Source organism: Actinoalloteichus sp. AHMU CJ021 (assembly GCF_002895405.1).
GTDB lineage: Bacteria > Actinomycetota > Actinomycetes > Mycobacteriales > Pseudonocardiaceae > Actinoalloteichus_B > Actinoalloteichus_B caeruleus.
Genome location: NZ_CP025990.1, coordinates 3,175,170 through 3,201,908 on the forward strand (window position 1 = coordinate 3,175,170; position 26,739 = coordinate 3,201,908).

Consider the following 26,739-nt stretch of genomic DNA (forward strand, 5'->3'; position numbering starts at 1 on the left):
CCGCGTGAGCCGTCCGCGTGGAAAGGGGCATCCCGGGTTCCGGCGCGACACCGGAACGAGGTTCGGCGGCCCGGTCGCCGTGTCACGAGGATGCCCATCCCCGGCAGTCCAGCAGAGTTCGCGCCTGACGCGGCACCGCCGTTGGTGTGTTCCCGGAGCCCGTCCTCCCGGCGGCTCGGTCGAGCGTCGCGGGCGCCCCCGCACCCCTCCCCGCGTGCCGCCGCCCAGTGGCGGGGCGCCCGCTCCCCGGGCGTGTCCCGCTGCTCCGCCCGGGTGTGAGGTTCTTCACGGATGGCCTGGTAGGGGCCTCGGAGAAGCACCAGTTGATCCGCTCGTCACGGAGTTTTGCCATACTGCTGGTTTGGTGGCCCGCCCACGCCGGGCGCCCACTACGACGTTCGAGCTCACCTGCACGTGGGAAGAGGAGTCGAGTGGTGATCACGACCAGCACACGGTCCGAACGAGTGTCCCCGGTACGGTGGACACGATCGGCGCGCTGAGTCGTGGGTTACTCACTGTCGACATTCACGTTCGCCTACCGTAACGCCAGGGCTGTTTTCTGCGATGACTAACTTGGGGGACGGGCTGGAAGCCGTCGTCGGCGACGCCGTCCGCGGCGATCGCCAGGCGATCGATCGCCTGTTGGCGACCATTCGTCCCCTGGTGGTGCGGTACTGCCGCGCCAGGGTTGGCAGGCAGGAGCGCTCCTTCGCCTCCGCTGACGACGTGGCTCAGGAGGTGTGTCTCGCCGTGCTGACGGCCTTGCCCAACTACCGGGACCAGGGGCGGCCGTTCCTTGCCTTCGTGTACGGGATCGCCGCGCACAAGGTCGCCGACGCCCACCGTTCCGCCGCGCGTAACAAGTCGGAGCCCGTCTCCGAAGTTCCAGACGCACCGGAACGTGAGGCGGGTCCCGAGCAGCGCGCCATGCAGGACGAGCTGTCCGAGCGGATGGGGCAGCTGCTCCGGGTCCTGCCAGCCAAGCAGCGGGAGATCCTCCTGCTGCGGGTGGTGGTCGGCCTGTCGGCGGAGGAGACGGCCGAAGCGGTCGACTCCACCCCCGGCGCGGTTCGGGTCGCCCAGCACCGCGCGCTGGCTCGGCTGAGGAAGACACTCGCCACTGAGGAGGTGGTCTGAAGTGGGTGAACTGGACGGTCAGGGTGATGACGAGGCCGAGCGCCAACGTCGGTCCCCGGACGACGCCCAGCCCCCGAAGGAGTCCATCAACGAGGGTGCGGAGCACATCGACCTGGCCGCGGTTCAGGACGACGACGCGCTGATCGACGCGTTGAACCGCGGGGAGACCGAAGTCGCGGGGCAGCCGATCGCCGAGCGGGAGCTGGGTGCGCTCCTGATGGCGTGGCGCCAGGACCTCGACACCGATCCGCTCCCCGAGACCTCTCGGGAGAGCATCGAGACCGCCGTGGCCGAGTGGCCGACCTCACTCGGGACGCGCCGCCGACGACCCATGCTGGTGCCACTGGCCACCGCGGCCGCGGTGTTGGCCATCGCCTTCACCGGGGTGGGCGTCGCCGCGAGGGACGCCCGTCCCGGCGACACGCTCTGGGGTCTGACCAGGGTGCTGTACTCGGAGCAGGCCGCGTCGGTGGAAGCGGCCACGACGGCGCGCAGCCACCTCGACCTCGCTCAGGCGGCGCTGCGGGCCGGCGAGTTCTCGCAGGCGAAGGAGGCGCTGGAACAGGCGCGGCTGTCCTTCGACGGGATTGGCGCCGGCGAGGACAAGGCGACGCTGCTCGCCCTCCACGAGCGCCTGCTCGGCGAGCTCAACGACCCGGACGACGGCGACGGGGGACCTCCCACCGGCAGCGGGGACACCAGCGGGAACGAGCCGCCGCCCCACATCGCCGAATCCAGCGAGGAGTCGGCGTCGGAGGAAGAGCCGCCGGTGTCGGTCGTCACGACGACGCCGGAGACCACCACTCCCAGCGCCCCGGAACCGTCCGACCCGTCACCGACGACGCCTCCGTCCTCGCCGCCGGACGCCAGCGACCCAGACCCGACGGACAGCAGCGCCCCGGACGGTTCCCGCAGCGACGAGGAGAGCCCGAGCGTGGGCAACAGGATCTCGATCGTCCCCGGTGCCTCTCCGGAGGACGCCACCTCCTGAGACCGCTCCCCAGTGGCCAGTGTCACCCGATGGCACTGGCCACTGGTGTGCCCGGGGCGGGTGGCGATCCACCGGCCCGTTCACGCGGACCGCGAGGGTCGACGGCCGACCGGCACCGGACCAGCCGGGCGCGGGTCCGGCCGGAGGGCTGACGGGGAGGAGCCTCGCGCTCCGGGGCCGGGACGCCGACTCAGTGACCGGGGACGTGCGGCGTACCCGAGTGCTCCTCGCGCGCCGCCATGCCGTCCGCGTACCCCCGGCAGTACTCCCAGGTCACGTAGTTCGTGGGGTCCGGGTCGAACGCGGGCTCGTGCGGCCGCATCCGCCCGTCGGACAGCAGCTGCCCGAGGCTGGACCGCAGCAGCTCCCAGTCGTGGAAGTGGGGCTCGGCGCAGTCGCCGCAGTCCACCACGATCCCCCGAACCCCACGGGGTTCGAGGAGGTCCTGGTAGACGGCGAGGTCAGCGAGATCGGCGAGGATCTCGGCGCTCTCGTGCTCGTCCAGCGGACGGGCGGGTTCGTCGGTCGGATCGCTCAGCGCGCGAGCCGGGTCCTCCGGGTCGCCGGCGAACGGGTCTGGCGGCAAAGCATCATGCGACACGTGCCGCACAGTACCGCGCGCACCGCCGTGTTCGGCGTGGATACCATGGACGGCACCGCTCTACCAGGCCCGTGTTCCGCCCGGCGCCGTCGCGGTACCGAACTCGGGCGTGGCTTGCGGTTCTCCGATCGACACCGCACCGCGCCAGTGCTCCAGGAAGGCATCGCACCAGTTATGACCAGTGACTCGATTGCGACCCGGGGCTCCGTCGGGCTTCCGGGCGACGACCAGGGAGTCCCGGCGAAATTCGCCATGCTCGGCCTGACCTTCGACGACGTGCTGCTCCTGCCGGCGGAATCCGAGGTCATCCCCAGCGGCGTGGACACCGCCGCCCAGCTCTCCAGGAACGTCCGGCTCCGGGTTCCCCTCGCCTCCTCGGCGATGGACACCGTGACGGAGGCGCGGATGGCCATCGCGATGGCCAGGCAGGGCGGCATCGGGGTGCTCCACCGCAACCTCGCGGTCGAGGAGCAGGCAGCTCAGGTCGAGGTCGTGAAGCGGTCAGAGGCCGGCATGGTCACCGACCCGGTGACCTGCTCGCCGCTCGACACGCTGGCCGAGGTCGACGCGCTGTGCGCCCGGTTCCGGATCTCCGGTGTCCCGGTCACCGATCCCGACGGGACCCTGGTGGGCGTCATCACGAACCGGGACATGCGGTTCGAGGTCGACCACACCCGCCAGGTGCGCGAGGTGATGACGAAGGCGCCGTTGGTGACCGCCGAGGTCGGGGTGACCGCCGAGGCCGCCCTCGGGCTGCTGCGCCGCCACAAGGTCGAGAAGCTCCCGATCGTGGACGGCGCGGGTCGGCTGCGTGGCCTGATCACGGTGAAGGACTTCGTCAAGACCGAGCAGTACCCCAACGCGACCAAGGACCCGGACGGGCGCCTGCTCTGCGGTGCCGCCGTCGGGGTCGGACCGGACGCCCGGGAACGGGCGATGGCCCTGGTCGACGCCGGGGTGGACGTGATCATGGTCGACACCGCGCACGGGCACGCCAGGGCCGTGGTGGAGACGGTCACCGCCCTGAAGAAGGAACTCGGTGACGCCGTCGACGTGGTCGGCGGCAACGTGGCCACGAGGGCGGGGGCCCAGGCCCTGGTCGACGCCGGCGCCGACGGCGTCAAGGTGGGGGTCGGCCCCGGGTCGATCTGCACCACCCGGGTCGTGGCCGGAGTCGGTGTCCCCCAGATCACGGCCATCTACGAGGCCAACCTGGCGTGTCGCCCCGCGGGCGTCCCGGTGATCGGCGACGGGGGCATCCAGTACTCCGGCGACATCGCGAAGGCCATCGCCGCGGGCGCCAGCACGGTCATGCTCGGAAGTCTCCTGAGCGGCACGGCCGAATCCCCCGGTGACCTCATCCTGGTGAACGGCAAGCAGTTCAAGACCTACCGGGGCATGGGTTCGCTCGCCGCAATGGAGAGCCGGGGACAGGCCCGGTCCTTCTCCAAGGACCGGTACTTCCAGGACGACGTCCTCTCGGACGACAAGCTCGTCCCGGAGGGCATCGAGGGTCGCGTCCCGTTCCGGGGCCCCCTGGCCCAGGTGGTCCACCAGCTGGTGGGCGGCCTGCGGGCGGCGATGGGCTACACGGGGTCCAACACGATCGCCGAGCTGAACGACGCCTCCCTGGTGCGCATCACCGCCGCCGGGCTCAAGGAGAGCCACCCGCACGACATCACGATGACGGTGGAAGCCCCCAACTACACGACGCGCTGACGGCGCTGGGGCGCGTCGGGCCCGGTTCCGACGCGCCCCACCCGCCCCCCGCGACCGCCCGAGCCCGGCGACCGACGACCCACTGTTGGACGCCGGAACCGGCCGAACCACAATGTAGGGTCCGGTACGGAGGATGGTGTAGGGAGTTGACGTGCGGGATCAGGTGGAGATAGGCAGGGGGCGCACCGCCATGCGCGCCTACGACCTCGACGACGTCGAGATCGTCCCCTCACGGCGGACCAGGTCGTCGAAGGACGTGTCGCTGTCCTGGCAGATCGACGCGTACCGCTTCGACATCCCGCTCATGACCCATCCGACCGACGCCGTGGTGTCCCCGGCGACCGCGGTGCGGATCGGTGAGCTCGGCGGTCTCGCGGTGCTGAACGCGGAGGGCCTGTGGGCCAGGCACGCGGACGTGGAGGACGCGATCTTCCGGCTGGTGACCGCGGCCGAGGAGGCCGAGGACGCCAGCTCAGCGGTGTCGCTGCTCCAGGAACTGCACGCGGCCCCGGTGCGGGTCGACCTGCTCTCCGCCGCGATCAAGCAGATGCGCGAGTCGGGCGTGACGGTCGCTGCCAGGGTGAGCCCGCAGCACGCCGAGGAGCTGACCCCGGACCTGCTCGCCGCCGGCGTCGAGATCCTGGTGGTGCAGGGCACCATCATCTCCGCCGAGCACGTGGAGCGGGACGGCGAGCCGTTGAACCTGAAGCGGTTCATCGGCGACCTCGACGTCCCGGTGATCGCGGGCGGCGTCGGCGACTACCGCACGGCGATGCACCTGATGCGCACGGGCGCGGCTGGGGTGATCGTCGGGTTCGGCGACTCCTCCGCGACCACCACCACCCAGACGCTGGGCATCGGGGTTCCGATGGCCACCGCCATCGCGGACGCCGCGTCGGCTCGGCGGGACTACCTGGACGAGACCGGCGGCCGGTACGTGCACGTGCTCGCCGACGGCGGCATCCGCACCTCGGGTGACATCGCCAAGGCCATCGCCTGCGGTGCGGACGCCGTCGTGCTGGGTGAGTCCTTGGCCACCGCCTCCGAGTCCCCGGCGCAGGGCTACTACTGGACGGCGGCGGGCGCGCACCCGTCGCTGCCCCGGAGCGACCTCTACCCGTCGCTGAACCCGCCGCACGATCTGGAGACCCTGCTGTTCGGGCCGTCCTCGGAGCCCTACGGGACCGTGAACCTCTTCGGTGCGCTCCGCCGCGCGATGGCGAAGACCGGCTACTCCGACCTCAAGGAGTTCCAGAAGGTCGGTCTGACCGTTCGTCGCTGACCGGGTGGGGACCCGGTGCGGTGGTCAGCCGAGCCACCCACCGGCCCCGCCCCGGAGGACCAGGCGGCGTTCCACGGTGAGGGCCTCGACCGCGGCGTCCAGCGCGGCCCGCGCCGCCGCCGCCGCGGCGTCGAAGGCGGCGAGTGGCCACACGGACGGAAGCCCACCGACCACGACCTCCGCCGCCGGCCCCCGCGTGAGCGCGGTGAGGGCCGGACCGAGCCGGCGGGTGAACACCGCCAGCCGACCGGCAGCGGAGCTGGCCACGGCACGCGTGGCGGCCGTGTCGTCGGTGGCCTCGGTGACCAGCAACACCGGGCCGAGCGGGGCTGGCTCGGTCCACGCGGCGGCATCGGCTGGCACGGAGGTGAGGACGGTGGGTTCGAGGACGCTGCCGTCACGGTGACCGCCGGCCCGCAGCACGGCTCCCGCCGACACGGCGCGTTCGACCCAGCGCAGGGCGGCCCGGGCCGCCAGCTCGTCGCCGAGCGGGCCCACCTCCACGGCTGGATCATGAGGACTGCCCGTGGTGAGTGCTCGGGTCGTGGTCAGGATGCGGCTCACGAGGTCCTCGGCGGTGGCTGCGGGCACGACCACCCGTCGGACCGACGCGGCGGACCTACCGGCCTGGGCCATCGCGCCGTCCACCACGAGCCTGGCCACCACGTCGAGGTCGGACGGGGACGACCAGTCCGCCGCCACCAGCACCGCGGTGTCCCCCGGGCCGTCGGGGCGGGCCGGGCCGAGACGCGGGGAACCTCCCCCGTCGGGGACCGGGGGCGCCAGGACGCGCACGTGCTCGTCCCATCCGAGTTCGGGGAGCCGGGCCGGTTCGAGGGGGAGTACGGACAGCTCACCCCTCGGGAGTTCGGTGGAGGCGAACAGCTCACCGACCAGCAGGGCGGACAGCGGTGTCGCCGGAGGGGGAGCGAGCAGGACCGGTGCTCCCACGACGACCGCCGCCGTCACCCAGGTGACCGAACTCAGCAGCGGATCGTCCGAGGACACCAGCCCGAGCGCCGGGCCGGCGGCGAGCCGTCGGCGGACCACCACCTCGCCGCTGCCGTGCCACCGGGACCCGGCCCCCGGCGTTCCGTAGGTGGCGGCGGCGCTGGCGGCCGACCCGGCCCATAGCACGGCGACGGCGTGTTCCACCTCGGCCCTGGACCAGGTCAACGGCTTGCCGCTCTCGGCGGTGATGGTCTCGGCGATGTCCTCGGCCTCGGAGACCAGTCGCCGGGCGACCCGATCCAGCACCGCGGCCCGCTCACCCGGGCCGAAGGCGTGCGACCGGTCGTGGGCCGCGGCGGCCTGGCTGACCGCCGTCCGCAGTTGCGCGCCGTCCGGGATCGAGACCGTCGCGACCTCACTGCCGTCGTAGGGGTGCGACACCACCTCGACGCCCGCCCGCCCCGGTTCCTCCTCCCCGGCGAGCCAGCACCCCCGGGGAGTGGGGGTGCTGGCCGGCGACTCGGGGTCGGGGAACGAATCCGTGTTGCTCACGCCCACACGGTAACGGCACCATCACGGGGTGTCCTGCGGCGCGCTGCCGGTCAGCCCCGTCCGCGCCGGGAACGCAGCGACAGCGCCAGGATCAGGACCCCGATGAACACCGCCACCGCCGCCAGGCCCACGCGCAGGTCGTTGGCTCCCAGGTACCCGGCGGCGCCGTCGGCCACGTAGCCCGCCACCCCCAGCGTCGCCAGGCCGGCGAGCAGCGTGCCCAGATCCACTCCCCGCCGCCGGGCGTTCTTCCCGTTCCCGCTCATCGCACGACCTCCACGGCTCCCATGCCGACGTGGACCTCGAGCTCGAGGACGCCGGACTCCAGTTCGTCGGCCTGGCCGACGCTGTCCACTCGCTCGACCAGGTCACTGCCGCTGGACTCGGTGCCAAGGCAGGAGTTGTCGCCGAGGTTGACGCTGCAGGTGACGTCGACGGGCAGGTCCGGGGGCAGGACGACCAGGGACTTCCCGACGACACCGACCTCGACCCTCGCGCTGGCCGTCTCCCCCTCGGGGATCGTGAGCTCGGACAGGTCGAGGTGGAGCTGACCGGCCGACACCTGGTACTCGTCGCGGAGCTGGCTGACGTCGGAGACCGTCCAGACGTGGCTCCCGATGCCCTGCCAGCCGGTCGGCGGGGCGACGGCGCTGAGCAGCAGCGTGATCGCGGCGAGGGGCCCGGCCACCCAGAACAGCCCCCGCCCGCCCCGGACGAAGGCACCGATGATCATGCCGATGCCGAGGACACCGAGCACGAGGGCGGGGATCTCCAACCAGCCCAGGCCGACGCGGGTGCCGTCCAGCAGGGCGATGGCCAGGACGACCAGCGCGACGGCCAGGGTGATCGGGGTGACCTTGGACCGCCTGGTTGGTTCGGCGGGCGGTTCCTCCTCACGGTCGACGAGACCAGTGCCGGGATCCGGGAGGTCCCAGGCGAACGGAGCGACGCCCAACGGGTCCCACTCGGGGGGGCCGTCGTGGGCGGCGCCCGAGCCGGGGACCGGGTCCGGACCGGAGGTCGACGGCGCACCCGGTTCGTAGACCGCGGTGGTCTCGGCGGGGGTGGCCGGCGTCGAGGTGTCCGCCGTGGCCGCACCCGCCGGGCTCGCGCTCGTCGCGGACCAGGAACGCCAGCCCGGGTCGGTGGCGGCGACGCCGAGGGTGGTGGCCGGCTGGCGTTCGTCCAACGGGCGCTGGCGGTGGAGCAGGAACAGCGCGCCGCCCCCCAGGACGAGCCCGGTGAAGAGGGTCAGCGTGCTGTTGTTGAGCATGATGATCACGCTGATCACGATCAGCGCGCCCAGGGCGATCGGCATACCGGGGGAGGTACTGGTGGAGCCACGGCCGACCAGCGCCTCCGCGGGGGCGGACTCGTCACCCTCCTGCGCGAGCATGAGCCAACCCAGGAGGTAGAGGATCAGGCCAGCCCCACCTATCGTGGCGAGCACGACGAACCCGACCCGGGCCAGGATCGGGTCGATCTGGTAGCGGCGGGCGATCCCCGAGGCGACACCCGCGATCTTGCGGTTGTCCACCGGTCGAGCCGGTCGGGTCCGCCACATCTCCCGCAGGGTCTCCTCGACGCCCTGGTCGCCGCGCCTGGGCGGCCGGGCGCCCGAGGACCCCCCGAACGCATGGGTGAACTGGGCCGCCCCTCGGGCGCCGTCACCCGTGCTGGGTCCACCGGGGTGTCCCCCCGGCCCCCGCTCGGAGTCGTTCACTGGAATGCACCGTCCCCTCGTTCGCTGCCGCCGGGTGGGTCGCACGGGAGCACCCGGCCCCGCTGACGTCGTGCCTGCCCGCCGTTGGGTCCATGGTCGCCCGGGGGGTACCGCGAACACATCAGGGTGCCCCCTGAAAGGTTCCCGGAGAGCCCGGGGTGGGAACGGGGGTGCACCCCCGATGACCGGCGGGAGCCTCGGTGTGACGATGGGTCCCGTGGCCGCTCAGCTGAACAGCAACCCGGACGTTCGACCGGACGCCGCGGACGAACCGCGCGCCCACCGCGCCGCGTCCCACCCGCCGCACCGGGGTGCCCCTTCCAGCAGGGAGAACCTCGGGAGCAGGGTGCCGCTACGTCGGAGACGGTCCGCGCGGGCACTCGCCGGCGTCGCGGGCGGGGTCGCCGACCACCTCGGGGTCAAGGTGCTCTGGGTGCGGGCCTTCTTCGCGCTGCTCACGGTGTGGAACGGCGTCGGCCTGCTCGCCTACGCCCTGCTGTGGGCCTTCGTTCCGCAGCGGCCGGTGGACACCGGGAAGGACCCGTCGTCCAGCGAGCGCCAGCAGACCATCGCCGTCGTCATGCTGGGCATCGGCGCGTTGGTGGCCGCCGGCTCCTTCGGCAGCATGTTCGTGGTCCCGTTGCTGGTCGTGCTCGTCGGCGCCGCCGTGGTGTGGCGGGAGGCCGACGACGCGCAGCGCCGGCGCTGGGCGGCCGGCGCGCGTTCGGGGATGCGGGGGGTCTTCGTCGGGCAGGGGGGCCGCTCCGCCCTGGCCCGGACCCTGGCCGGGGCGGCGCTGGTGGTCACCGGCATCGCGCTGTTCCTGGTCGGCAGCCTCGACCTCAGCCAACTCCAGTTCGGTCTTCTCGCGGTGATCGCCACCCTCGCCGGGGCGGCCGTGCTCACCGTGCCCTGGTGGTTGCGGACGGTGCGGGCGCTGGACGAGGAGCGGCGGGCGCGGATCCGGTCCCAGGAACGGGCCGAGATCGCGGCCCACCTGCACGACTCGGTGCTCCAGACCCTGGCGTTGATCCAGAAGCAGGCCGAGGACACCAAGGAGGTGCGTCGGCTCGCCCGCAGCCAGGAACGGCAGCTCCGCGGCTGGTTGTACGGGCCCTCGGGCTACGGACGCGGGGGCGGCGGCGCGGCGGCGGGGCCGCAGGGGCCGGCCGGTCCGCCGCCCGCCGCCGACCCCACCGACAGCGGTTCGGTGGCTCCCCACAGTCCCGTCGGCCGGTCGCTGTCGGAGGTCATCGCGGAGGCCTGCGGCGAGGTGGAGGACACCTTCGCCATCAAGGTGCAGCAGGTGGTGGTCGGCGACTGCGTGGTGGACGAGCGCATCGCGGCCGCCGTCTCCGCCACCAGGGAGGCCGTCGTCAACGCGGCGAAGCACGCCGAGGTCGGTGAGGTCAGCGTGTACGTGGAGATCGAGCCCACCCAGGTGGAGTTCTTCGTGCGGGACCGGGGCAAGGGCTTCGACCAGGAGGCGGTGCCGACGGACCGGCACGGCGTCGCCGACTCGATCCGGGGCAGGATGGAGCGCAACGGCGGGAGCGCCAGGATCCGAACCGCGCCCGGGGAGGGCACGGAGGTCCAACTGCGGGTGCCCCGGGACGCGAACAGGCAGTGAACGCGGTGCCGCCGGCGTTGACGGCGGGCCGGGGAGGTGGAGGCGAACCACATGAACAGCAGCGAACAGACGCCGACCGGTGGACGTGATCCCGTCCGGGTCTTCCTGGTCGACGACCACGCGCTGTTCCGCACCGGGGTGCGGGCCGAACTGGAGCGGGCCGGCGACGCCGTCACGGTGGTGGGGGAGGCGGGCTCGGTGGCCGAGGCGGTGGCCGGTGTCGCGCACTACCAACCGGACGTCGTGCTGCTGGACGTGCACATGCCCGACGGCGGCGGCGCGGAGGTCCTGCGCAGGGTGCGTTCCACGCGCTCCTCCGTCGTGTTCCTCGCCCTGTCGGTCTCGGACGCGGCCGAGGACGTCATCGCCGTGATCCGAGCGGGGGCCAGGGGCTACGTCACGAAGACGATCTCGGCGAGGGAGCTGGTGGACGCGGTGGTGCGGGTCCGCAACGGTGACGCCGTCTTCTCACCCCGGCTGGCGGGATTCGTGCTGGACGCGTTCGCCGACCGCCCCGGCGCGCCGCCGATCAGCGACCCCGAGCTGGACCTGCTGACACCCCGCGAACGTGAGGTGCTGAGGCTGTTGGCGCGGGGGTACGCCTACAAGGAGATCGCGTCGGAGTTGTTCATCTCGGTCAAGACCGTCGAGACCCACGTGTCCAGCGTCCTGCGCAAGACCCAGTTGTCCAACCGCTACGAGCTGTCCCGGTGGGCGAGTGACCGCCGGCTGATCTGACCCGGCGGACCCGGGGGGCCCGACGGACCGGTGCGGTACGAGGAGGCGGAGCCGGTACCTCCGGGCGGGACGGCCCCACGCGGGCGGTGGGCGGGGGAGTGGCTGCCGGCCGCGTCCCCGCCGGGCAGCCGTGGTGACGTGCGGTGGTCCCCCCGGTGCCGTCCACCGCGAGCCGGGACACCCGGCGCCCCCGGCGCACGCCGCGTCACACGGGGTGCGAGTCGGCGATCAACAACCGCCCGTCGATCTCCTCGAAGTACAGGCGCACGGTCTCGTTCGACCGCCGACCGTCCTCCTTCATCTCGTACCGCACCTTGATGTCGACGGTGCCGTCGCCGTTGTACCGGGGGTTGCCCCGGACGTCGACGTCCTCCACCGAGCCCCACCAGTTCCGGTAGCTCTCGGGGTCGTTCTGGGCGGAGGGGGCGAGCAGCAGCCAGGCGTCCTCGACGTCGTCGGGCAGCATGTCGTAGTAGTCCTCGGCGGCGTCCTCGTACCGCTCGGCGGTGTCCTCCGGGTCCTCCTGCTCCTCGGTCTCCTCGACGCGTTCCGCCTCCGTCGTCGGCGGGGGTTCCGGAGTCGTCTCCTCGGTGGTCGTCTCCTCCGTGGTCTCCGGCGGTGCCTCTGGTTCGGCCCGTTCCGAGGTGTCGGAGACCTCCAGGGAGGTCTCCGCGCCGGTGAGCCGGCCGCCGGTACCGGCGTCGATCGAGTCCCCGCTGTTGTCGAAGATCACGCTCGCGAGCAGCACGCCGATGAGGGCGGCGGCCACCACGGCGATCCCGGTCAGAGCCATCGCCCTGCGGCGGGACGTGACCTCCTGGGGCGGGGCGGCGCCCTGGTTGGACGGGGCGTGCGGCGGGCCGGAGCGAGCCTGGTGCGCCTGGTGCGCCCGGTCGCGGGGCGGACCTCCGTGCGGGGCGTGCTGCGCGGGCGGCGGTGGGTCGTCGGCGAACGGGTTCGGCCCCACCCTGGTCGGCTCGGGACGACTGGCCGGCCTCGGCGGTTCGGGGCGGGGCCCCTGCTGACCGTTCGCGGGCGGGACGGGGGTGGTCGCCGCGGCGGCGATCGGTCCCGGCGGCCGGGCGGGGCCCCCGTTCCCGGTGGTCGCGCCGGGTGGGGAGGGGGGCATCGCCGTCGCCGGCACCGGCTGGCCGGTGGCGACGGCGTGCAGACCTTCCCGAACCTGGGCCATCGTCGGCCGCTCGATCGGTTCCGCGCGGAGCAGCCGCATCATCAGCGCGGTCAGCGGCCCCGCGTGGCGCGGTGGGTTCACGCGTCCGGCGGCGACCATGTGGAGCAGGGCGAGGGTGTTCTCGTGCACCCCGAAGGGCGGCTCGCCCTCCACCGCCGCGTAGAGCGTCGCCCCGAGGGAGAACACGTCGGCCGCGAACCCGGGGTCGTACCCCTTGGCCACCTCGGGAGCGAGGTAGGCGGGCGTGCCGGCCAGCATCCCCGTCTTCGTGACCGTGACGTCGCCGGTCGCGCGGGAGATGCCGAAGTCGGTGATCTTGACGACGCCGTGCTCGCCGAGCAGGATGTTGCCCGGTTTGATGTCCCGGTGCACGATGCCGGCGGCGTGGGCGGCGGCGAGCGCCGCGGCCACCTGCTCGCCGACGCGGGCGACCTCCCTCGGGGGGAGGGTCCCCTGTTCCGAGAGGACGGCGGCGAGGCTGCTGGAGGGCAGGTACTCCATGATCAGGCAGGGCTGCCCCTCGGAGTCCTCCGCGACGTCGTAGACGGCGATGGCGTTCTGGTGCTGGAGACGAGCCGCGATCCGGCCCTCACGCATGGCGCGCTGTCGCGCCTCCTCCGCCTCGGAGGGGCTCAGACCGCCCTGGGGAAGTAACTGCTTGATCGCGATGACCCGGCCGAGCCGCTCGTCCGCGCCCTTCCAGACGACGCCCATCGCGCCGCTGCCGATGCGCTTCTCCAGCCGGTACCGTCCAGCGACCAGGCGACCCTCGTCGCTCACTGGCAGCTCCCATTCCTGCTCACTCCGCCACCGGGGACTCGCGTCCCGCTGGTCGCGCCGTCATCCCGAGGTCGGTGAGCGTTCGTGTTCCATCCGTGCGTCCGCGTCCGAACCGGTGGCCGCTCGGACCACCTGGCCGGAGAGGACACCCGGTGCGACTCTAACCCTGTTGGGCTGACACCAGTTCGACCTGAATGATCCGCCAAGGAGCCGACCCGCTCAACGAGACGAGGTGTTGGGCACGGAACCGGCCACCGTCGGGGTGCTCGATCGCGACGGTCGCCAGCACCCGCTGGCCACCCCGGCGCACGGCGCTCAGCACTTCGACCGAGGATACGGCCCGCCACGCGCTGACCAGCCGACCGGGGTCGGGGTTGGACAGTTCGGGGGCCAGCAGGCCCACCGCCCGGTCCGGGTCCTCGTCGAGGAGCCGGTAGAAGAGGCGGACCAGTTCGTCCCCGCTCCGGGGGCGTTGGGTGGACGCGCGCGGGTTGACGGTCGGTTCCGAGGACGACGCGGACCGTGCCGCGAGGTCCTCCTCCCCCCGTTCGCGGGCCGCCGGGTCGGAGGGGGTGGGCGTGGGGGTGGTGCTGTCCGGGGGAGTCCCGGTGAGCAGGGCGGAAACCTGGCCGGGATCCAGCGCTCCCTGCCCGACCAGCCTGCGGGGTACGGCCGGGTCGGACTCGTTCGGCGGACGCAGGTTGGTGGTGGCGTCGGTGGCGACGACGGCTCCGAACAGGACGAGCGCCCCCGCCACGGTCGCCAGTCCGTGCCGCCGCCCGGGCCGGTCCGGCACCGCCTCGACGGGGGAGGGCACGCCGTCGGGGTTGGCCTCGACGGCCGGCCCCTGGCCGGGGGTGGCGGTGTGGAGGCTGGAGCTCGAACGCCGCACGACCCCGTCCTCGTCCTCGGATACCTGTCTCCCGACCGCACCGCACATGGGCGCACCGGTGGGACAGCTCTACCGCGACGGGCCGACGCGTGGCCAGGGTTCCTCCCCAGACTCACCCGGTCGTGGTGCCCGCGTGGCCGGTGCGGCGGCCTGGGGGTCAACCGGCGGGTTTCGCCACCACCTGGTCGTCCTCGATGCGCAGGCCGCCCACGTCGCGGAACCGCAGCTGGCGGTACTCCTTGGTCTGGCTGCCGTCCGGGCGGGTCACGACCAGGGTCGACACCGTCGTGGCGTTGGCCGGATCGATCAGGATGTGCTCGATCGAGATGTCCCGCACGTCCTCGTACCGGTCCCGCAGCGCTGGCAGGCCCGCCGCTCGCAGTCGGCCCCCCAACAACGCGTAGGCGGCCGGGAGGTCGTGCACCACCGAGTCGAGGAAGGCCACCGTCTGGTGCTTGTACTCGTCGGTGGGCACCTCGCTCGCCTGTTCGGGGCGGGCCGCCGTGGCCGTGGGCCCCAGGGTGCTGATCTCGGGCTCGGACCCCGGGGACCCCCCGCCCTCGCCCGGTGTGGTGCCAGGGGGCTCCTCGGCGTCCTCGGCCTGCCCACCGGCCGCGTCGCCGTCGGGACCGTCCGCCTGGGTGCCCTGCCCCCAGCGGGGGGACGCGGAGCCCTCGTGCTCCGACTGGTCCGCCACCGCCGTCGGCGGGGAGGGGAAGGTCTCCCGGTCCGGACCGGGCACCAGTTCCAGCCGAGGCATCGGCTGCCCGGTGGGGACCGCGGGCAGCGAGTCGATCGAGAACTCGGGACGGGGGCTGAACAGGGCGACGCTCATGCCGACGAGGCCGGTCAACGCGGCCGCCGTGGCGATGCCGGTGAACCAGGCGGCTCGCCGCCAGGTGCGCGGCGGCGTGACGGAGGCGGGTACCAGGCCCAGGTCGAACTTCTGGAGGCCATGTGGCCCGGGGGCGTCCTCGTCCGGCGGGGCCTGGGACGGCCGTTCCTGGCCGGGACGCCCGCACGGCGAACCCGCCCCCCGCGCGCGACGTCCGGCCACACCCGGCCTGAGCCGATGCCGACCGCCGCCTGGATCAACCTCACCGCCCATGTCCTCGCCGCCCCTCTCGTTGCCCGGTTCAGCCGACGTCGACCAGCTGGAACACCTCCGCGAGCTGGTCGGCGCCGAGCCCGTGGGCCCGGCCGTTGGCCGCGAGCTCGGCGCGGAGCCACTCCTCCAGGTCGGCCAGGTGGCCGGTCTGGGAGGCGTGCGCGCGCAACGCGGCCATCTTGTGGGGGAAGGTCTCGGTGATGTCGACGGCGTGGTTGACCCGCTCCGGGGGAGCCTCGGACAACCACAGCTCCCGGACCTTCCACGCCGCGAGCCCGGCCGAGGCCAGCTCGGGGTGCGCGTACTGGTTCCGGGAGTCGGGGTAGACGGCGGCGACGGTGGCCTCACCGACGGCGCGGTGGTCCGGGTGCGACACGGCGAGTCGAGCCCAGTTGATCTCCGGCGAGTGGGTCAGGACCCGGTCCGGGCGCACGGTCCGGATCACGCGGGTGATGTCCCGGCGGAGCGCGAGGCTCGGGGTCACCGTGCCGTCGTGGTAGCCCAGGAAGGTCACGTCGGTGACCCCGACCTCGGCCGCCGCGGCGCGTTGTTCACGCTCGCGGAGCGCGGGTACCTGGGCGCGGGGCAGGTCGGCCACCTCGCCGGCCTGCCCCGAGGTGCAGACGCAGTAGGAGACCTCGACGCCCGCCGCGCGCCAGGCCGCGACGGTGCCGGCGGCCCCGAAGTCGACGTCGTCCGGGTGTGCCGTGACGACGAGCACCCGGGCGACCCTCGCCCCCGCTGTTCTCGTCCCGGTGCTCACCTGAGCAAGGGTACGACGGGCGCGGTGGGACTCCGGAGAGGGGTCGGTCGACTACTCACGGCCACGCCCCGGATGTCGTGGCGCCGCCGCTCAGGTGCGGTAGCGTTCGCGGACGGCGGTCAGCTGCTTCGTCGCGGCGAGGCCGGTTCCGGCGCCGACGATGATGGCCAGCACGTCCACGAACCCACCTCCCGTGCTGAACAGGAGTCCGAGGAGGCCGGCCCCGACCAGGCCACCGGCCATCGGCATGCGGCTGCGCACGAACTCCGCGACCGGGCCACCGCCGGCCCGCTTCTTGGCCGCCGACCCGAGCAGGGCCAGGTAGCCACCATGGGCGATGGCGGCCAACAGGCCGACCAGCGCCACCACACCAGCAATCACATCCAGGACCATGGTGACCAGTCTGCCTGCCCGGTGCCCCGGGAGGCCATCAGTGATGTCCCCGAGATCGCGGGAGCGGGCCGGTAGGACGGACGGGAGGCGGATGACCGAGACGTGGGCAACGGCCCGGGGCGGGCTGGACCTCTTCTGGGACGACGCGTGCCTGGACCACGACCCCGGCGTCGGGCTGTGGGAGCACGCGGAGGTCCCGCCCTGGATCGACGTGCCCGAGCCCCACCCCGAGTCCTCGGCCCGGTTGCGGACCTTCCGGGCGGCCCTGACCCGCGGCCCGCTCTCCGACCGGCTCCGCTGGTACCCGGGCCGGCCCGCCACGGTGACCGAGCTGCTCGCCGTGCACGAGGCGGACTACCTGCGGCTGCTGCGGGAGGCCACCAACGGCCCGGAGCCCACCTCGCTGGAACCCAACACCACCGTGGGGCCCGGTTCCTGGCCGGCGGCCCTGGCCGCGGCCGGCTGCGCGATCGAGGCCGCCAGGTCAGCCGTGCTGCGGGGACGACCCGCCTACGCGTTGGTCCGCCCGCCCGGGCACCACGCCCAGCCGGACCAGGCGGACGGCTACTGCCTGCTGAACAACCCCGCGCTCGCCGCGCGGGCCGCCCTCGACCTCGGGCTCACCCGGGTGGCGGTGCTGGACTGGGACGTCCACCACGGCAACGGGACCCAGGAGATCTTCTACCGCAGCCCGGACGTCCTCACCGTCTCGCTGCACATGAGGCACGGTGCCTGGGGGCCCAGCCACCCCCAGCGGGGAACCCCCGACGAGACCGGCGCCGGGAGGGGCGCCGGTCACAACGCCAACATCGAACTGTCGTTGGGGGCGGGCGACGCCGCCTACCTGCTCGCGTTCGACGAGCTGGTGGAGCCGTTGTTGCGGGAGTTCCGGCCGGACGCCCTGGTGTGCGCCTCCGGGTTCGACGGGTCCGCGTTCGACCCGAACGGCCGGCACAACCTCACCCCCGCTGGGTACCGGGAGATCGGCCTGCGGGTGGGACGGCTGGCCGCCGAGCTCGTCGGTGGCCGCCTGGTGCTCACCCAGGAGGGGGGTTACCTGCGCGGTTACGCGGCCCTGTGCCTCCATGCCCTGGTCGAGGGGCTGCTGGGGGAGCGAGGTGCCCTGGTGGACGACCCGCTGAGCTACCTGCCGGACGACCACGAGAGCAACCCGGAGCGGACGGAACGTGATCTGGACGCGGTCCGCGCCGCCCTGGGTGACCACTGGCCGGTGTTGCGCGGGGGGTGACGGGCCCGCGAGCCCGGTCAGAACGCGCGCGCGGTCAGCTGGACCGCCCGAGGTGGCCGCGGCCCATGCGCAGCAGCGCCATCGCCAGCTCCCGCCCGTCCGGCCCGAGCTCGCGGTAACGGGCGAGCACCGCCATCTCCCGGTTGTGGACGATGCGCGGGCCGCCGGCGGCCATCCTGGCGCGTCCGATGGTCTTGGAGACCTCCGCCCGCCGCTGGGCGAGTCGGAGGATCTCGGCGTCGAGCCGGTCGATCTCCAACCGCAGGTCGGCGACCTCGTCCTCGGTGGGGACGCGGTCGGGGCGTTCTGGCGTGCTGGCCGGTACCGAGTTGTTCACGGGACTCCTCCAGGGAAAGGGTGTGGGCCCGGATCCGGAGCGCGCGAAGCCCCGGGTCCTGGGACTCCGGGGGCTGCGTGGTGGGGGTGCTGGCAGGTCACACGACCACGGGCGCCGGAGTCCGGTGCCCGTAGCTAAAGTAGGAGAAGACCTGCCGCACGTCGACGAGTCTGCCACAGGCTGGGACGGCGGTGGGCCGACGGGCGAGCTCCATCGCCTGATCGGGAGCGGGTTTCCCCCGGTCAGCCGCTGACCGTGACCAGTTCCGCCCGTCGGCGCCGGGGCGGAACGCACTGGGATCCGTGGTGTCCGGCCGCGGAGGGTGTGGGAGTACGGTGGCTGACTGATGAGCGCGCTCTTCGACCTCTCCCCGGATGCTCCCGCCCACCACGGCCACGACCCCGCCGCCGTCCCGGAGGACCTGCTGGCAGGCCTCAACGCCCAGCAGCGGGTGGCGGTGACCCACACCGGCGCGCCCCTGCTCGTGGTTGCGGGCGCCGGGTCGGGCAAGACCAGGGTGCTGACCACCAGGATCGCGTACCTGATGGCCGCCAGGGGAGCGCACCCGGGCCAGGTGTTGGCCATCACCTTCACCAACAAGGCCGCCGCCGAGATGAAGGAACGGGTGGCCGCGCTGGTCGGGCGCCGGGCGAACCTCATGTGGGTGTCGACCTTTCACTCCATGTGCGCCCGCCTGCTGCGCCGGGAGGCGCGCGGCCTACGCGAGCTGCTGGAGGCGGAGGCAGCCGAGGCCGGCCTCGCCGAGGTGTCGCTCAACTCGAACTTCTCGATCTACGACGGCGACGACTCCCGCCGGCTCATCACCCAGGTCAGCCGGGACCTGGACCTGGACGCCAAGCGCTACCCACCGCGGACCCTGGCGGTCGGGATCTCCAACCTCAAGAACGAACTGGTGACGCCGGAGGAGGCCGAGGAGGCGGCCGGCACCGACCTGGAACGGAAGGTCGCCGACGTGTACGCGGCCTACCAGCGGCGGCTGCTGGTGGGCAACGCCCTCGACTTCGACGACCTGATCCTGCGCACGGTCCAGCTGCTCCAGCGGTTCCCCGCGATCGCCGAGTACTACCACCGGCGCTTCCGGCACGTGCTCGTCGACGAGTACCAGGACACCAACCACGCCCAGTACGTCCTGGTCCGGGAGCTGGTCGGCGGTGCGGCGGCCGGGGTCGACCCCTCCCGGCGGGGAGAGCCGGGGGAGGGGGAGGACGGACATCCCACCGTCCCGCCCGCGGAACTGTGCGTGGTCGGCGACGCCGACCAGTCCATCTACGCGTTCCGGGGCGCCACGATCCGCAACATCGAGGAGTTCGAGCGGGACTACCCCGACGCCGACACCGTCCTGCTGGAGCAGAACTACCGGTCCACCCAGACCATCCTGTCGGCGGCCAACGCCGTCATCGCGCGGAACGCGGAGCGGCGGGACAAACGGCTGTGGACCGACGCCGGCGAGGGCGAGCGCATCGTCGGGTACGTCGCCGACAACGAGCACGACGAGGCGGCGTTCGTCGCGGGTGAGATCGACCGGCTGGTGGACGCGGGGGACGCCGCCAACGGGGACATCGCCGTCTTCTACCGGACGAACAACCAGTCCCGGGTCTTCGAGGAGATCTTCATCCGGCTGGGGCTGCCCTACCGGGTCGTGGGCGGGGTGCGGTTCTACGAGCGGCGCGAGGTCCGGGACGTCCTGGCCTACCTGCGCGTGCTGGACAACCCCGACGACGCGGTGAGCCTGCGGCGGGTGCTGAACGTGCCCAAGCGCGGGATCGGGGACCGCACCCAGGAACTGGTGGCCCAGCACGCCGACCGCGAACGCGTCGGCTTCTCCGCCGCGCTCCGAGCCGCGGCGCGGGGAGAGGTCGCCGACGTCAAACCGCGTTCGCGACGGCCGATCGCCGAGTTCGTGGACCTGCTCGACGAACTGCGCGCCAGCCTGGACGCGGGTGCGGACATCGCCGAGGTGACCGAGCGGATCCTCGGCTCGACCGGTTACCGGGCGGAGCTGGAGGAGAGCGACGACCCCCAGGACGCCTCCCGGCTGGACAACCTGAACGAGTTCGTCACGGTGGCGCGGGAGTTCGTCGAACAGGCCGGGGCGGCGGTCACCGAGGACGAGGGCGAGGACGGGGGCGAGCCCGACGGGCCGGCGCCCGGATCGCTCGCCGCGTTCCTGGAGCGGGTCGCGCTGGTCGCCGACACCGACTCCGTACCGGAGCACGGCGAGGGCGTCGTCACCCTGATGACCCTCCACACCGCCAAGGGGCTGGAGTTCCCGGTGGTCTTCTGCACCGGCATGGAGGACGGGGTGTTCCCCCACCTGCGGGCTTTGGGCGACCCGACGGAACTGGCGGAGGAACGGCGCCTGGCCTACGTGGGCATCACCCGGGCACGGCAGCGCCTCTACGTGTCGCGGGCACTGGTCCGCTCCGCGTGGGGGCAGCCCATGACCAACCCCGCGTCGAGATTCCTCGCGGAGATGCCCGCGGAGCTGCTGGACTGGCGTCGCACCGAGCCGGAGCGGTCCGCCCCCGGCGCCGTCACCAGGTGGAGTCGTGGCTCCGACCGGGGAGGTTCCGACTCCGCGCAGGCGGGTCTGGCCGCCGGTGGCACCAGGACCACCGGGTTCGGCGGGTGGAGGCGGAGCAGCGCGAGTTCCACGGTGCCGCTCGCGCTCGACGTCGGTGACCGGGTGAGCCACGACAAGTACGGGCTCGGGACGGTCGTCGACACCGACGGCAGCGGTCCGAGGGCGACCGCCACCATCGACTTCGGCAGCGCCGGGAAGGTGCGCCTGATGTTGATGGGCGGCGTGCCCATGACGAAGCTCTGAGCGGCGGCGTGGCCGCCCCGCCCCGGCGCTGGGTGCGGGCGGGTCCCGCCGGCGCGCGAGCCCGGCTCACGTCGTGCCGGGCGGTCGTCGCGAGGAGGGCGCGTCTCCGGGGAGACGGGAGGCGCGGTGCGGCGGTGCGGACCTCGTCCGCCACGGGGCCGTTCCGGACGGCACCGGAGCGCGAGTTCGCGCGGAGGACCCGGTCGCGGGAACCCCGCGGCCTCCCCGACCCGCCCGGGCGGGTACGGGCCGGCGGATTCGGCCGAGCGGAGGAGTGCCGTTAGGGCGATCTAGGGATCGCCAAGGTGTCCGTGCCGGGGATAGTTTGGCGCGATGCTCCGTTCTGCTCCTGCCGCCACCGCGACGCCCACGGTCCGAGCACCCGTTCACCGGTCCGGACCGCCGTCCTCCTCGGCCGGGTGGGCTGGGCCGGCGGCGTGCTGACACGTCGGAGCGGCCTGGGCGGCCGGTTCTGGAGCCTGTTCGCGTCGAGCACGATCTCCAACCTCGGGGACGGCATTGGCCGGGTGGGTTTCCCGCTGCTGGCCGCGACCCTGACCAGGGACCCGGTGCTCATCGCGAGCTTCACCACGTTCGCGTTCCTGCCGTGGTTGTTGTTCGCGCTGGTCAGCGGCGCTCTGGTTGACCGCCTGGACCGCAGGCGGGTGATGATCTCCGCCAACCTGTTCCGGGCGGTCGTGGTGGGGGCGCTCGCCGCGTCGGTGCTGGCGGGCGAGGCGCGGATCTGGATGCTCTACGTCGCGGCCTTCCTGCTCGGCACCGCCGAGACGCTGTACGACAGCGCGGCCAGGGCCATCCTGCCGCAGGTGGTTCGGCGGGATCAGCTGGAGGCGGGCAACGGGCGGCTGGAGGCGTCCGAGATCGCCTGCCAGAGCTTCCTGGGCGCGCCGGTGGGCAGTGCGCTCTTCGTGGTGGCCGCGGCGGGCCCCTTCCTGGCGAACTCGGCGGGCTTCCTCATCGCCGCGGTACTGCTCTTCCTCGTGCCCGGTGTCTACCGGGTGCGCGGGGAGGGGGCGGGTGTGGCCGCGACCGGGGCGGCTCCGCGCGCGAACCTGCGGCGGGAGATCGGCGAGGGCCTGCGCTGGCTGTGGCGGCACCGGTTCCTCCGGTCCCTCATGGTGCTGGTCAGCCTGGTCGGGATGGCGCAGGAAGCCGTCATGGCCCTGCTGGTGCTGTACGTGCTGGAGGAACTGGCGCTGGGGGAGGCGGCCCTCGGGTTCTTCCTGGTGGGTGCCGGGGCCGGCGGTCTGGTGGGGGGCCTGCTCTCGGAGCGCCTGGTGCGCGGGATCTCCCGCAGCAGGATCATCCCGCTCACCATCCTGGTGAGCGGGTGCGCCTTCGCCATCACCGGGCTGGTGGTGGTGCCGGCGACCTTGGCCGTGGGGCTGCTCGTGGGTGCCGCCGCCGTGACGGTGTTCAACGTGACGACGATGGTGTTGCGGCAGGCACTCATCCCGCAGGAGATGTTCGGCCGGGTGCAGGGCGCCTGGCGCACCCTGGTCTGGGGGATGCTCCCGGTCGGCGCGTTGCTGGGCGGGGTGGCGGCGGCCCAGTTCGGCGTGCGAGCCCTCTACCTGGGGAGCGGGGTGCTTCAACTCGGTCTGGCGCTCGCGCTGTGGGCCGTCCTGCGGGGGCACCGACGACTGGTCGACGGCCTGGACGAGCAGGGGGAGACGGCGAGGCCCACCCCGCCGTCCGGCGAGGCGTCGTCCGGCCAGGACGACGCCTCGCGCCGGCACGGGGCCGCCGGCACCGGGAGCTGACCGGCGACCCCCGGATACCGGACCCGGGCGTGGGGGCAGCCCCGGCGGCTGCTCTTTTCGGGTGAATTGGGTGCCGCCCTCGAACCTCTGTTCGATTTGTGTCGGGGGCCCCGGGTTGACTGTGCGTTGGTTGGGTAAGCGAGTGGCCAGGAACGGGATGCGGGTGTTCGGTCGTCGGCGTGGTGGATGTGGGTGGCGGCGGATCGGGGTCCGCTGGCGCTCGACATCGGGGAAGCGTCCAGCGCGTCGGCGACGGCTCCGGTGTCGGTCGTGGGGCGTCGGGGGTCCCGCGGCCGGCACGCGGGGCCTGTACCCCGCGTCCGCCGGTGTGAGTGGCGGAGCGCCGCGCCTCCGGGTCGCCGGGCGGTTCGGGGGTGCCCGTCCGGCTCGCCTGGACGAGGCCGTTCGCTCGGCACCGGCTCGCGCGGTGGTGGCGCCGGGGGCGCCGGGACGGCGAGTCCGGGCGGACCTGGTGGCGGGTCGCGGCCCGCTTCTCGTGGCTCCCTCAGTGGCTCGGGCGCCCAGGCGGCCGGCCCGCCGCTCGTGGTCCGCACCGGCGCGCCCGTGGTGGCGCGCCGGCGGAAGTGGGGCTCAGAGGTAGAGGCCGCGCTCGTTCAGCCACGGCTCGGGGTTGATCTTCCGTCCCGCCGGGTCCCAGACCTCGAAGTGGAGGTGCGGGCCGGTGGAGAAGCCCCGGTTGCCCATCTCGGCGATCTGCTCGCCCGCCTTGACCTTCTGCCCGGGGTAGACCGAGTAGGTGTTGATGTGGCCGTAGACGGTGATGGTGCCGTCGTCGGCCTGCACGCGCACCCAGAGGCCGAAGCCGCTCGCCGGCCCGGCCTCGATCACGGTGCCGTCGTGCGCGGCGCGGATCGGGGTGCCGATGGCGTTGGCGACGTCGATGCCGTAGTGGGTGGTGCCCCAGCGGGCGCCGAACCCGGAGGTGTAGCGGCCCTCGGCCGGCAGCCAGAACTTGGGGCGGGCCAGCTCGGCTTCGTACGCCGCGATCTCCTGCTCGATCTGCTGGCTCTTGACGATGTTGTTGACCTCGTCCGACTGGTCCGAGGTGCGGGTGACGGGGAGCACCTCGGGGGCCGGTGCGGTACCGCCAACTCCGGTGAACTGCTGGTGGTGTCCCGCGGCGGCCGCTCCGCCGGCCGCCGCCAGCGGTACGACTCCGTCCGCCGTGGACTCGTGGTTGTTGCCGTCTGGTTGGTGCAACTGCATCGTCTGGCCCGCGGCGACGAATGCGCCGGCGGCCACGGCGGCCACCATGATGCGACCGCGAAGCGCGGACGGCGGCGGGGGAAGCCGGTGCGCTCCCTTCGGCCGATTGGAGGGTTCGCCTTCGAGCGCGTCCTCAACGACCTGGGAGCTTGCGCCGCCAGGTGAGCGGTGTCGAGCCAATGCCTGCCCTTCCGTCTTCGGGGAGTCTGGTCGAGGCACCGGGCGGGGGATCCCGGTTCGCGGGTCGGGGTAACCAGCGACGCGTCCTGTTCGTGACCAGACCGTGACAACGGACCGGGGGACAGTAACGGGGGCCGACCCCTAAGGGCAAATCCCTGGGGCCCCGAATGGACCACGGGATCGGTGACCGGGGTCACTGGCTTCCAAGTTGTCACCGGCAGTGCCGTTGACATTTGCGTGATCACCGTTCTCGGTATGGAACCCCTGGGTCGAACGGTGGGGCGACGGCGCCGGTTTTCTTACGGCGAGTGGAGTAACCGTCGCTCGGATGGCCGGTACTGGTGCGTCGATCGGGCGGGACCTCGGGGTGAAACGTGATATATGTCACCCGAACGAGGGGAAGTGGTGGCGAATTTTCCTGATGTGCCACTGAATTCGTCACTTCCTTGCAGGTCAGCGACGGTCGTGATGGCACTGTGGACAGCGCTCGGATGGGCGGGTGCCGGGGGCCGGCACCGGGGTCGTCGCTGCCGGGCCCGTCGCGCTCGGTAGCCGCCCGCTGCGACGGACAGGCGATCCGGGAAGATCAACCAACACGGCCGCCTGCTCCGGCGATTCAGCCCGTGACCTTGTTAGCTTCACCCAGGGCTCGCTCCCGGGCGCGGGAAGGGCCCGGAAACGACGCCGCCACCCGACATCGACCGAGGCGGCCCGGAGAACCGGACCGGCCGGGCGCGGTGGGGGCTGGGCGCCGAGGGGACCACGGAGCCCGCCGGCAGCCGACTCGCCGCCGACGTGGACAGCACGGGAGGTCAGCACACTGATGAGGCTGCGTGTCGCACTGGTGGTCGCCGCGGCGGGCGGGGTGCTCGTGGCACTGGCGCCGGTCGTCGGGGTCACCGACGGGGGCCACGCTCCCGCCTACGCCTCGTGGCCGTGGATGGCGTTGGTCGGCCTCCTCGCCCCGGCGGTGGGCCTGCTGCTGATCACCCGGGGGCGGCCGGTGGCCGCCAGGTGGGTGCTGCTGGGGCCGGCCCTCGTCGCCCTCGGCCGCCTGGTCCTCGACGTGCAGGTCGCCGTCGAGCCTGCCCTGGCCGCGCGGCCGGAGCTGTTCCTCCTGGACACCCTGGACCCGGTCTCGCCATCGGTGGGGCTCGTGCTCTCGCTCGTGGGCTCACTGCTCGTCCTGCTGGCGGGGCTCCTCGCCCTGTCCGAACCGACCGGCGGCGACGGCGGGGCCCGGCTCGTCGACGGGTTCGGCGGCGAGAACCGCGCCACCTCGGGCTCACCCGGGTTGCTGGCGCTGGTGCTGTGCGTCTCGGTCGCGGCCGCGGCGGGGGTCCTCACGCGACCGTTCGAGTCCGAGACGCCCTACCTCCTCCCGAGCGGGGCGCTGGAGGGGGCGGGCTGGGAACGCCTCGGCCTCGTCGTCGTCGCGGTCGCCGTCGTGCTGGCCGCGACCTTCGCCGCCACCTCCTCCTCCGGGGAGTCCGTGCTCGGCGGCCTGGTGGGCGCCGCGCTCGCGTTGGCGTGGTTCGAGGTGCCCGTGTTGCTGGCTGGCCTGCTCGGCGCGGACCTGCGCGCGGGCTGGGGGCCCGTGGTGGCGTTGCTCGCCGCTGCCCTGCTGGCCGCGCTCGGGCTGGTGACCGGTCTGCGCGCGGCCCGGCCCAGCGAGCGGCGCCCCGATGCGGACACCGTGGTGCTGCCCGGCTCCGCGCGGCTGCGGCGGGCGGCGGGACTGGCGGGGCTGGCGGCCGGTGTCGCGGCGGTCCTCGCCGCCACCGGGCGGCAGCTGGTCGTCGTGACGGGTGCCGACCAGCCGCCCGAGTACCCCGCCCGGCTCCTGGTTCCCGCTGGGCTCCTGGTGGTCGGGCTGTCGGTCGCGATGCTGGTGCCCCGCTGGTCGGTCGCGGTCCGCCCCGCCTTCGTCGTCGGCTGGACAGCCGTTCCGCTGGCCGTGACGAGCGCGTTGGAGCCCGTCCTCATGACGCTGGACTACCCGGGCGTCGAACTCGGGGCGGGGGCCTGGGCGTCGATGGCCTCGGTTCCGCTGGCCGTGCTCGCCGGCGTGCTCGCCCTGGTCGCCGGGGCGGGGGAACGGGACGACGTCGACCTCAGCGAGCGCACCGTCAACCAGGTGCTGGCGGTACCGGTGGCCATGACGTTGCTCTGGTCGGTCGGGGCCTTCGGGCTCCCGGTGCTCACCGGTCGGGACTTCGCGGCCGCCGGCCTGTGGAACGACTTCCGGGTGGCCTCGCTTGGCCTGGTCGTGGTCCTGATCGCCGTTGTCGTGGCCGCCGCGCTCGCGCCGTTCTCCCGGCCGGGCCAGGCGGTGGGGCTCCTGCTGGGAGCGGCCGCCCTCCTCGCGCTGCGGATGCTCGAACTCCCGCTCACGGTGGCGAGGGTGGCGGACGGCGCTCCCGGGGCCGGGCTGTGGCTGGCCGGGTGCTGCCTGGTGTCCCTCGTGGTCGGCGCGGTGCTCGCCGCCCGGTCGCGGCGGGGCGCGGCGACGTTCCAGGGCAGCCGTTAGTCTCTCGGCGGATGGTGGCGGATGGTGATGGAGAACACCTCGCGCGGTGGGTGGCGGTTCGTGTGACATGACCCCGAGGACAACGTCGTCCCGTGGGCGACAGCGGTTCGCCAGCGATCCTGGCCACCGCCT

21 protein-coding genes are annotated in these 26,739 nt (G+C 73.3%); 10 read left to right on the plus strand and 11 right to left on the minus strand.

The features are described 5' to 3' along the window. The first annotated feature begins 564 nt into the window (after positions 1 to 564). Together C1701_RS13665 and C1701_RS13670 are read left to right on the plus strand one after the other, a co-directional pair. Positions 565 to 1,137, plus strand: coding sequence for a sigma-70 family RNA polymerase sigma factor (locus C1701_RS13665; protein WP_026419471.1), 573 nt, complete (start codon positions 565 to 567; stop codon positions 1,135 to 1,137). Position 1,138: 1 nt separating this feature from the next. Then, entirely contained in the window at positions 1,139 to 2,128 is a 990-nt protein-coding gene (locus C1701_RS13670; protein WP_051712979.1) for an anti-sigma-D factor RsdA, read from the plus strand. A 190-nt stretch (positions 2,129 to 2,318) separates the two neighbouring features. On the opposite strand, the gene C1701_RS13675 is transcribed toward C1701_RS13670, so the two are convergent. After that, the gene (locus tag C1701_RS13675; RefSeq protein ID WP_103057047.1) at positions 2,319 to 2,729 is read right to left on the minus strand and encodes a DUF5319 domain-containing protein; all 411 of its coding nucleotides are present in this window, start codon (positions 2,727 to 2,729) and stop codon (positions 2,319 to 2,321) included. Positions 2,730 to 2,903: 174 nt separating this feature from the next. On the opposite strand from C1701_RS13675, the gene guaB reads away from it, so the two are divergent. Both guaB and C1701_RS13685 read left to right on the plus strand, forming a co-directional pair. After that, positions 2,904 to 4,448 (plus strand): IMP dehydrogenase, encoded by a 1,545-nt coding sequence (gene guaB / locus C1701_RS13680; RefSeq protein WP_030104435.1) that lies wholly within the window; start codon positions 2,904 to 2,906, stop codon positions 4,446 to 4,448. A gap of 151 nt (positions 4,449 to 4,599) precedes the next feature. Next, positions 4,600 to 5,730: a GuaB3 family IMP dehydrogenase-related protein gene (locus C1701_RS13685; protein ID WP_026419469.1), complete on the plus strand. Its 1,131-nt coding sequence runs from the start codon at positions 4,600 to 4,602 to the stop codon at positions 5,728 to 5,730. Between the two features lie 24 nt (positions 5,731 to 5,754). Here the strand turns inward: C1701_RS13685 and C1701_RS13690 are convergent, their stop codons facing one another. From C1701_RS13690 to C1701_RS13700, 3 genes are read right to left on the minus strand one after another with little or no spacing between them, the layout of a single operon-like run. Further along, on the minus strand, positions 5,755 to 7,233 hold the full coding sequence (locus C1701_RS13690) for an aldehyde dehydrogenase family protein (protein WP_337662263.1): 1,479 nt from the start codon (positions 7,231 to 7,233) through the stop codon (positions 5,755 to 5,757). A gap of 50 nt (positions 7,234 to 7,283) precedes the next feature. Then, complete coding sequence (locus tag C1701_RS13695; protein WP_026419468.1) at positions 7,284 to 7,499, minus strand: hypothetical protein; 216 nt, start codon at positions 7,497 to 7,499, stop codon at positions 7,284 to 7,286. Next, positions 7,496 to 8,956, minus strand: coding sequence for a PspC domain-containing protein (locus C1701_RS13700; protein WP_103055994.1), 1,461 nt, complete (start codon positions 8,954 to 8,956; stop codon positions 7,496 to 7,498). The genes C1701_RS13695 and C1701_RS13700 overlap by 4 nt, the downstream gene beginning before the upstream one ends. Positions 8,957 to 9,164: 208 nt before the next feature. Here C1701_RS13700 and C1701_RS13705 point away from each other — a divergent pair, with 208 nt between their 5' ends. Beyond that, positions 9,165 to 10,586 (plus strand): ATP-binding protein, encoded by a 1,422-nt coding sequence (locus C1701_RS13705; protein ID WP_245588882.1) that lies wholly within the window; start codon positions 9,165 to 9,167, stop codon positions 10,584 to 10,586. A 51-nt stretch (positions 10,587 to 10,637) separates the two neighbouring features. Next, the gene (locus C1701_RS13710) at positions 10,638 to 11,324 is read left to right on the plus strand and encodes a response regulator (protein WP_026419466.1); all 687 of its coding nucleotides are present in this window, start codon (positions 10,638 to 10,640) and stop codon (positions 11,322 to 11,324) included. 205 nt (positions 11,325 to 11,529) lie between these two features. Here C1701_RS13710 and C1701_RS13715 read toward each other — a convergent pair whose 3' ends face one another. The 5 genes from C1701_RS13715 to C1701_RS13735 form a co-directional block, all read right to left on the minus strand. After that, a complete protein-coding gene (locus tag C1701_RS13715; protein WP_103055995.1) occupies positions 11,530 to 13,296 on the minus strand; it encodes a serine/threonine-protein kinase in 1,767 nt (588 codons plus the stop codon). 160 nt (positions 13,297 to 13,456) lie between these two features. Further along, a complete protein-coding gene (locus tag C1701_RS13720; protein ID WP_103055996.1) occupies positions 13,457 to 14,188 on the minus strand; it encodes a hypothetical protein in 732 nt (243 codons plus the stop codon). Between the two features lie 157 nt (positions 14,189 to 14,345). Then, complete coding sequence (locus C1701_RS13725) at positions 14,346 to 15,245, minus strand: hypothetical protein (RefSeq protein ID WP_337662264.1); 900 nt, start codon at positions 15,243 to 15,245, stop codon at positions 14,346 to 14,348. A 79-nt stretch (positions 15,246 to 15,324) separates the two neighbouring features. Further along, positions 15,325 to 16,059 carry a PIG-L deacetylase family protein gene (locus C1701_RS13730; protein WP_051712973.1) on the minus strand — a complete coding sequence of 245 codons (735 nt, stop codon included), beginning with the start codon at positions 16,057 to 16,059 and terminating at the stop codon, positions 15,325 to 15,327. 90 nt (positions 16,060 to 16,149) lie between these two features. Continuing rightward, positions 16,150 to 16,452, minus strand: a complete 303-nt coding sequence (locus C1701_RS13735) for a hypothetical protein (protein ID WP_030104425.1) — start codon at positions 16,450 to 16,452, stop codon at positions 16,150 to 16,152. Positions 16,453 to 16,543: 91 nt separating this feature from the next. On the opposite strand from C1701_RS13735, the gene C1701_RS13740 reads away from it, so the two are divergent. Next, complete coding sequence (locus tag C1701_RS13740) at positions 16,544 to 17,701, plus strand: histone deacetylase (protein WP_030226469.1); 1,158 nt, start codon at positions 16,544 to 16,546, stop codon at positions 17,699 to 17,701. A gap of 34 nt (positions 17,702 to 17,735) precedes the next feature. Here C1701_RS13740 and C1701_RS13745 read toward each other — a convergent pair whose 3' ends face one another. Further along, on the minus strand, positions 17,736 to 18,038 hold the full coding sequence (locus tag C1701_RS13745) for a chorismate mutase (RefSeq protein ID WP_026419459.1): 303 nt from the start codon (positions 18,036 to 18,038) through the stop codon (positions 17,736 to 17,738). 346 nt (positions 18,039 to 18,384) lie between these two features. Here C1701_RS13745 and pcrA point away from each other — a divergent pair, with 346 nt between their 5' ends. Then, complete coding sequence (gene pcrA, locus C1701_RS13750; protein ID WP_103055998.1) at positions 18,385 to 20,886, plus strand: DNA helicase PcrA; 2,502 nt, start codon at positions 18,385 to 18,387, stop codon at positions 20,884 to 20,886. 437 nt (positions 20,887 to 21,323) lie between these two features. After that, entirely contained in the window at positions 21,324 to 22,670 is a 1,347-nt protein-coding gene (locus C1701_RS13755) for an MFS transporter (RefSeq protein ID WP_211237564.1), read from the plus strand. Between the two features lie 591 nt (positions 22,671 to 23,261). Here C1701_RS13755 and C1701_RS13760 read toward each other — a convergent pair. Further along, the gene (locus C1701_RS13760; protein WP_026419457.1) at positions 23,262 to 23,945 is read right to left on the minus strand and encodes a M23 family metallopeptidase; all 684 of its coding nucleotides are present in this window, start codon (positions 23,943 to 23,945) and stop codon (positions 23,262 to 23,264) included. Between the two features lie 955 nt (positions 23,946 to 24,900). Here C1701_RS13760 and C1701_RS13765 point away from each other — a divergent pair. Next, positions 24,901 to 26,607 (plus strand): hypothetical protein, encoded by a 1,707-nt coding sequence (locus C1701_RS13765; protein WP_051314117.1) that lies wholly within the window; start codon positions 24,901 to 24,903, stop codon positions 26,605 to 26,607. Positions 26,608 to 26,739 lie beyond the last annotated feature (132 nt).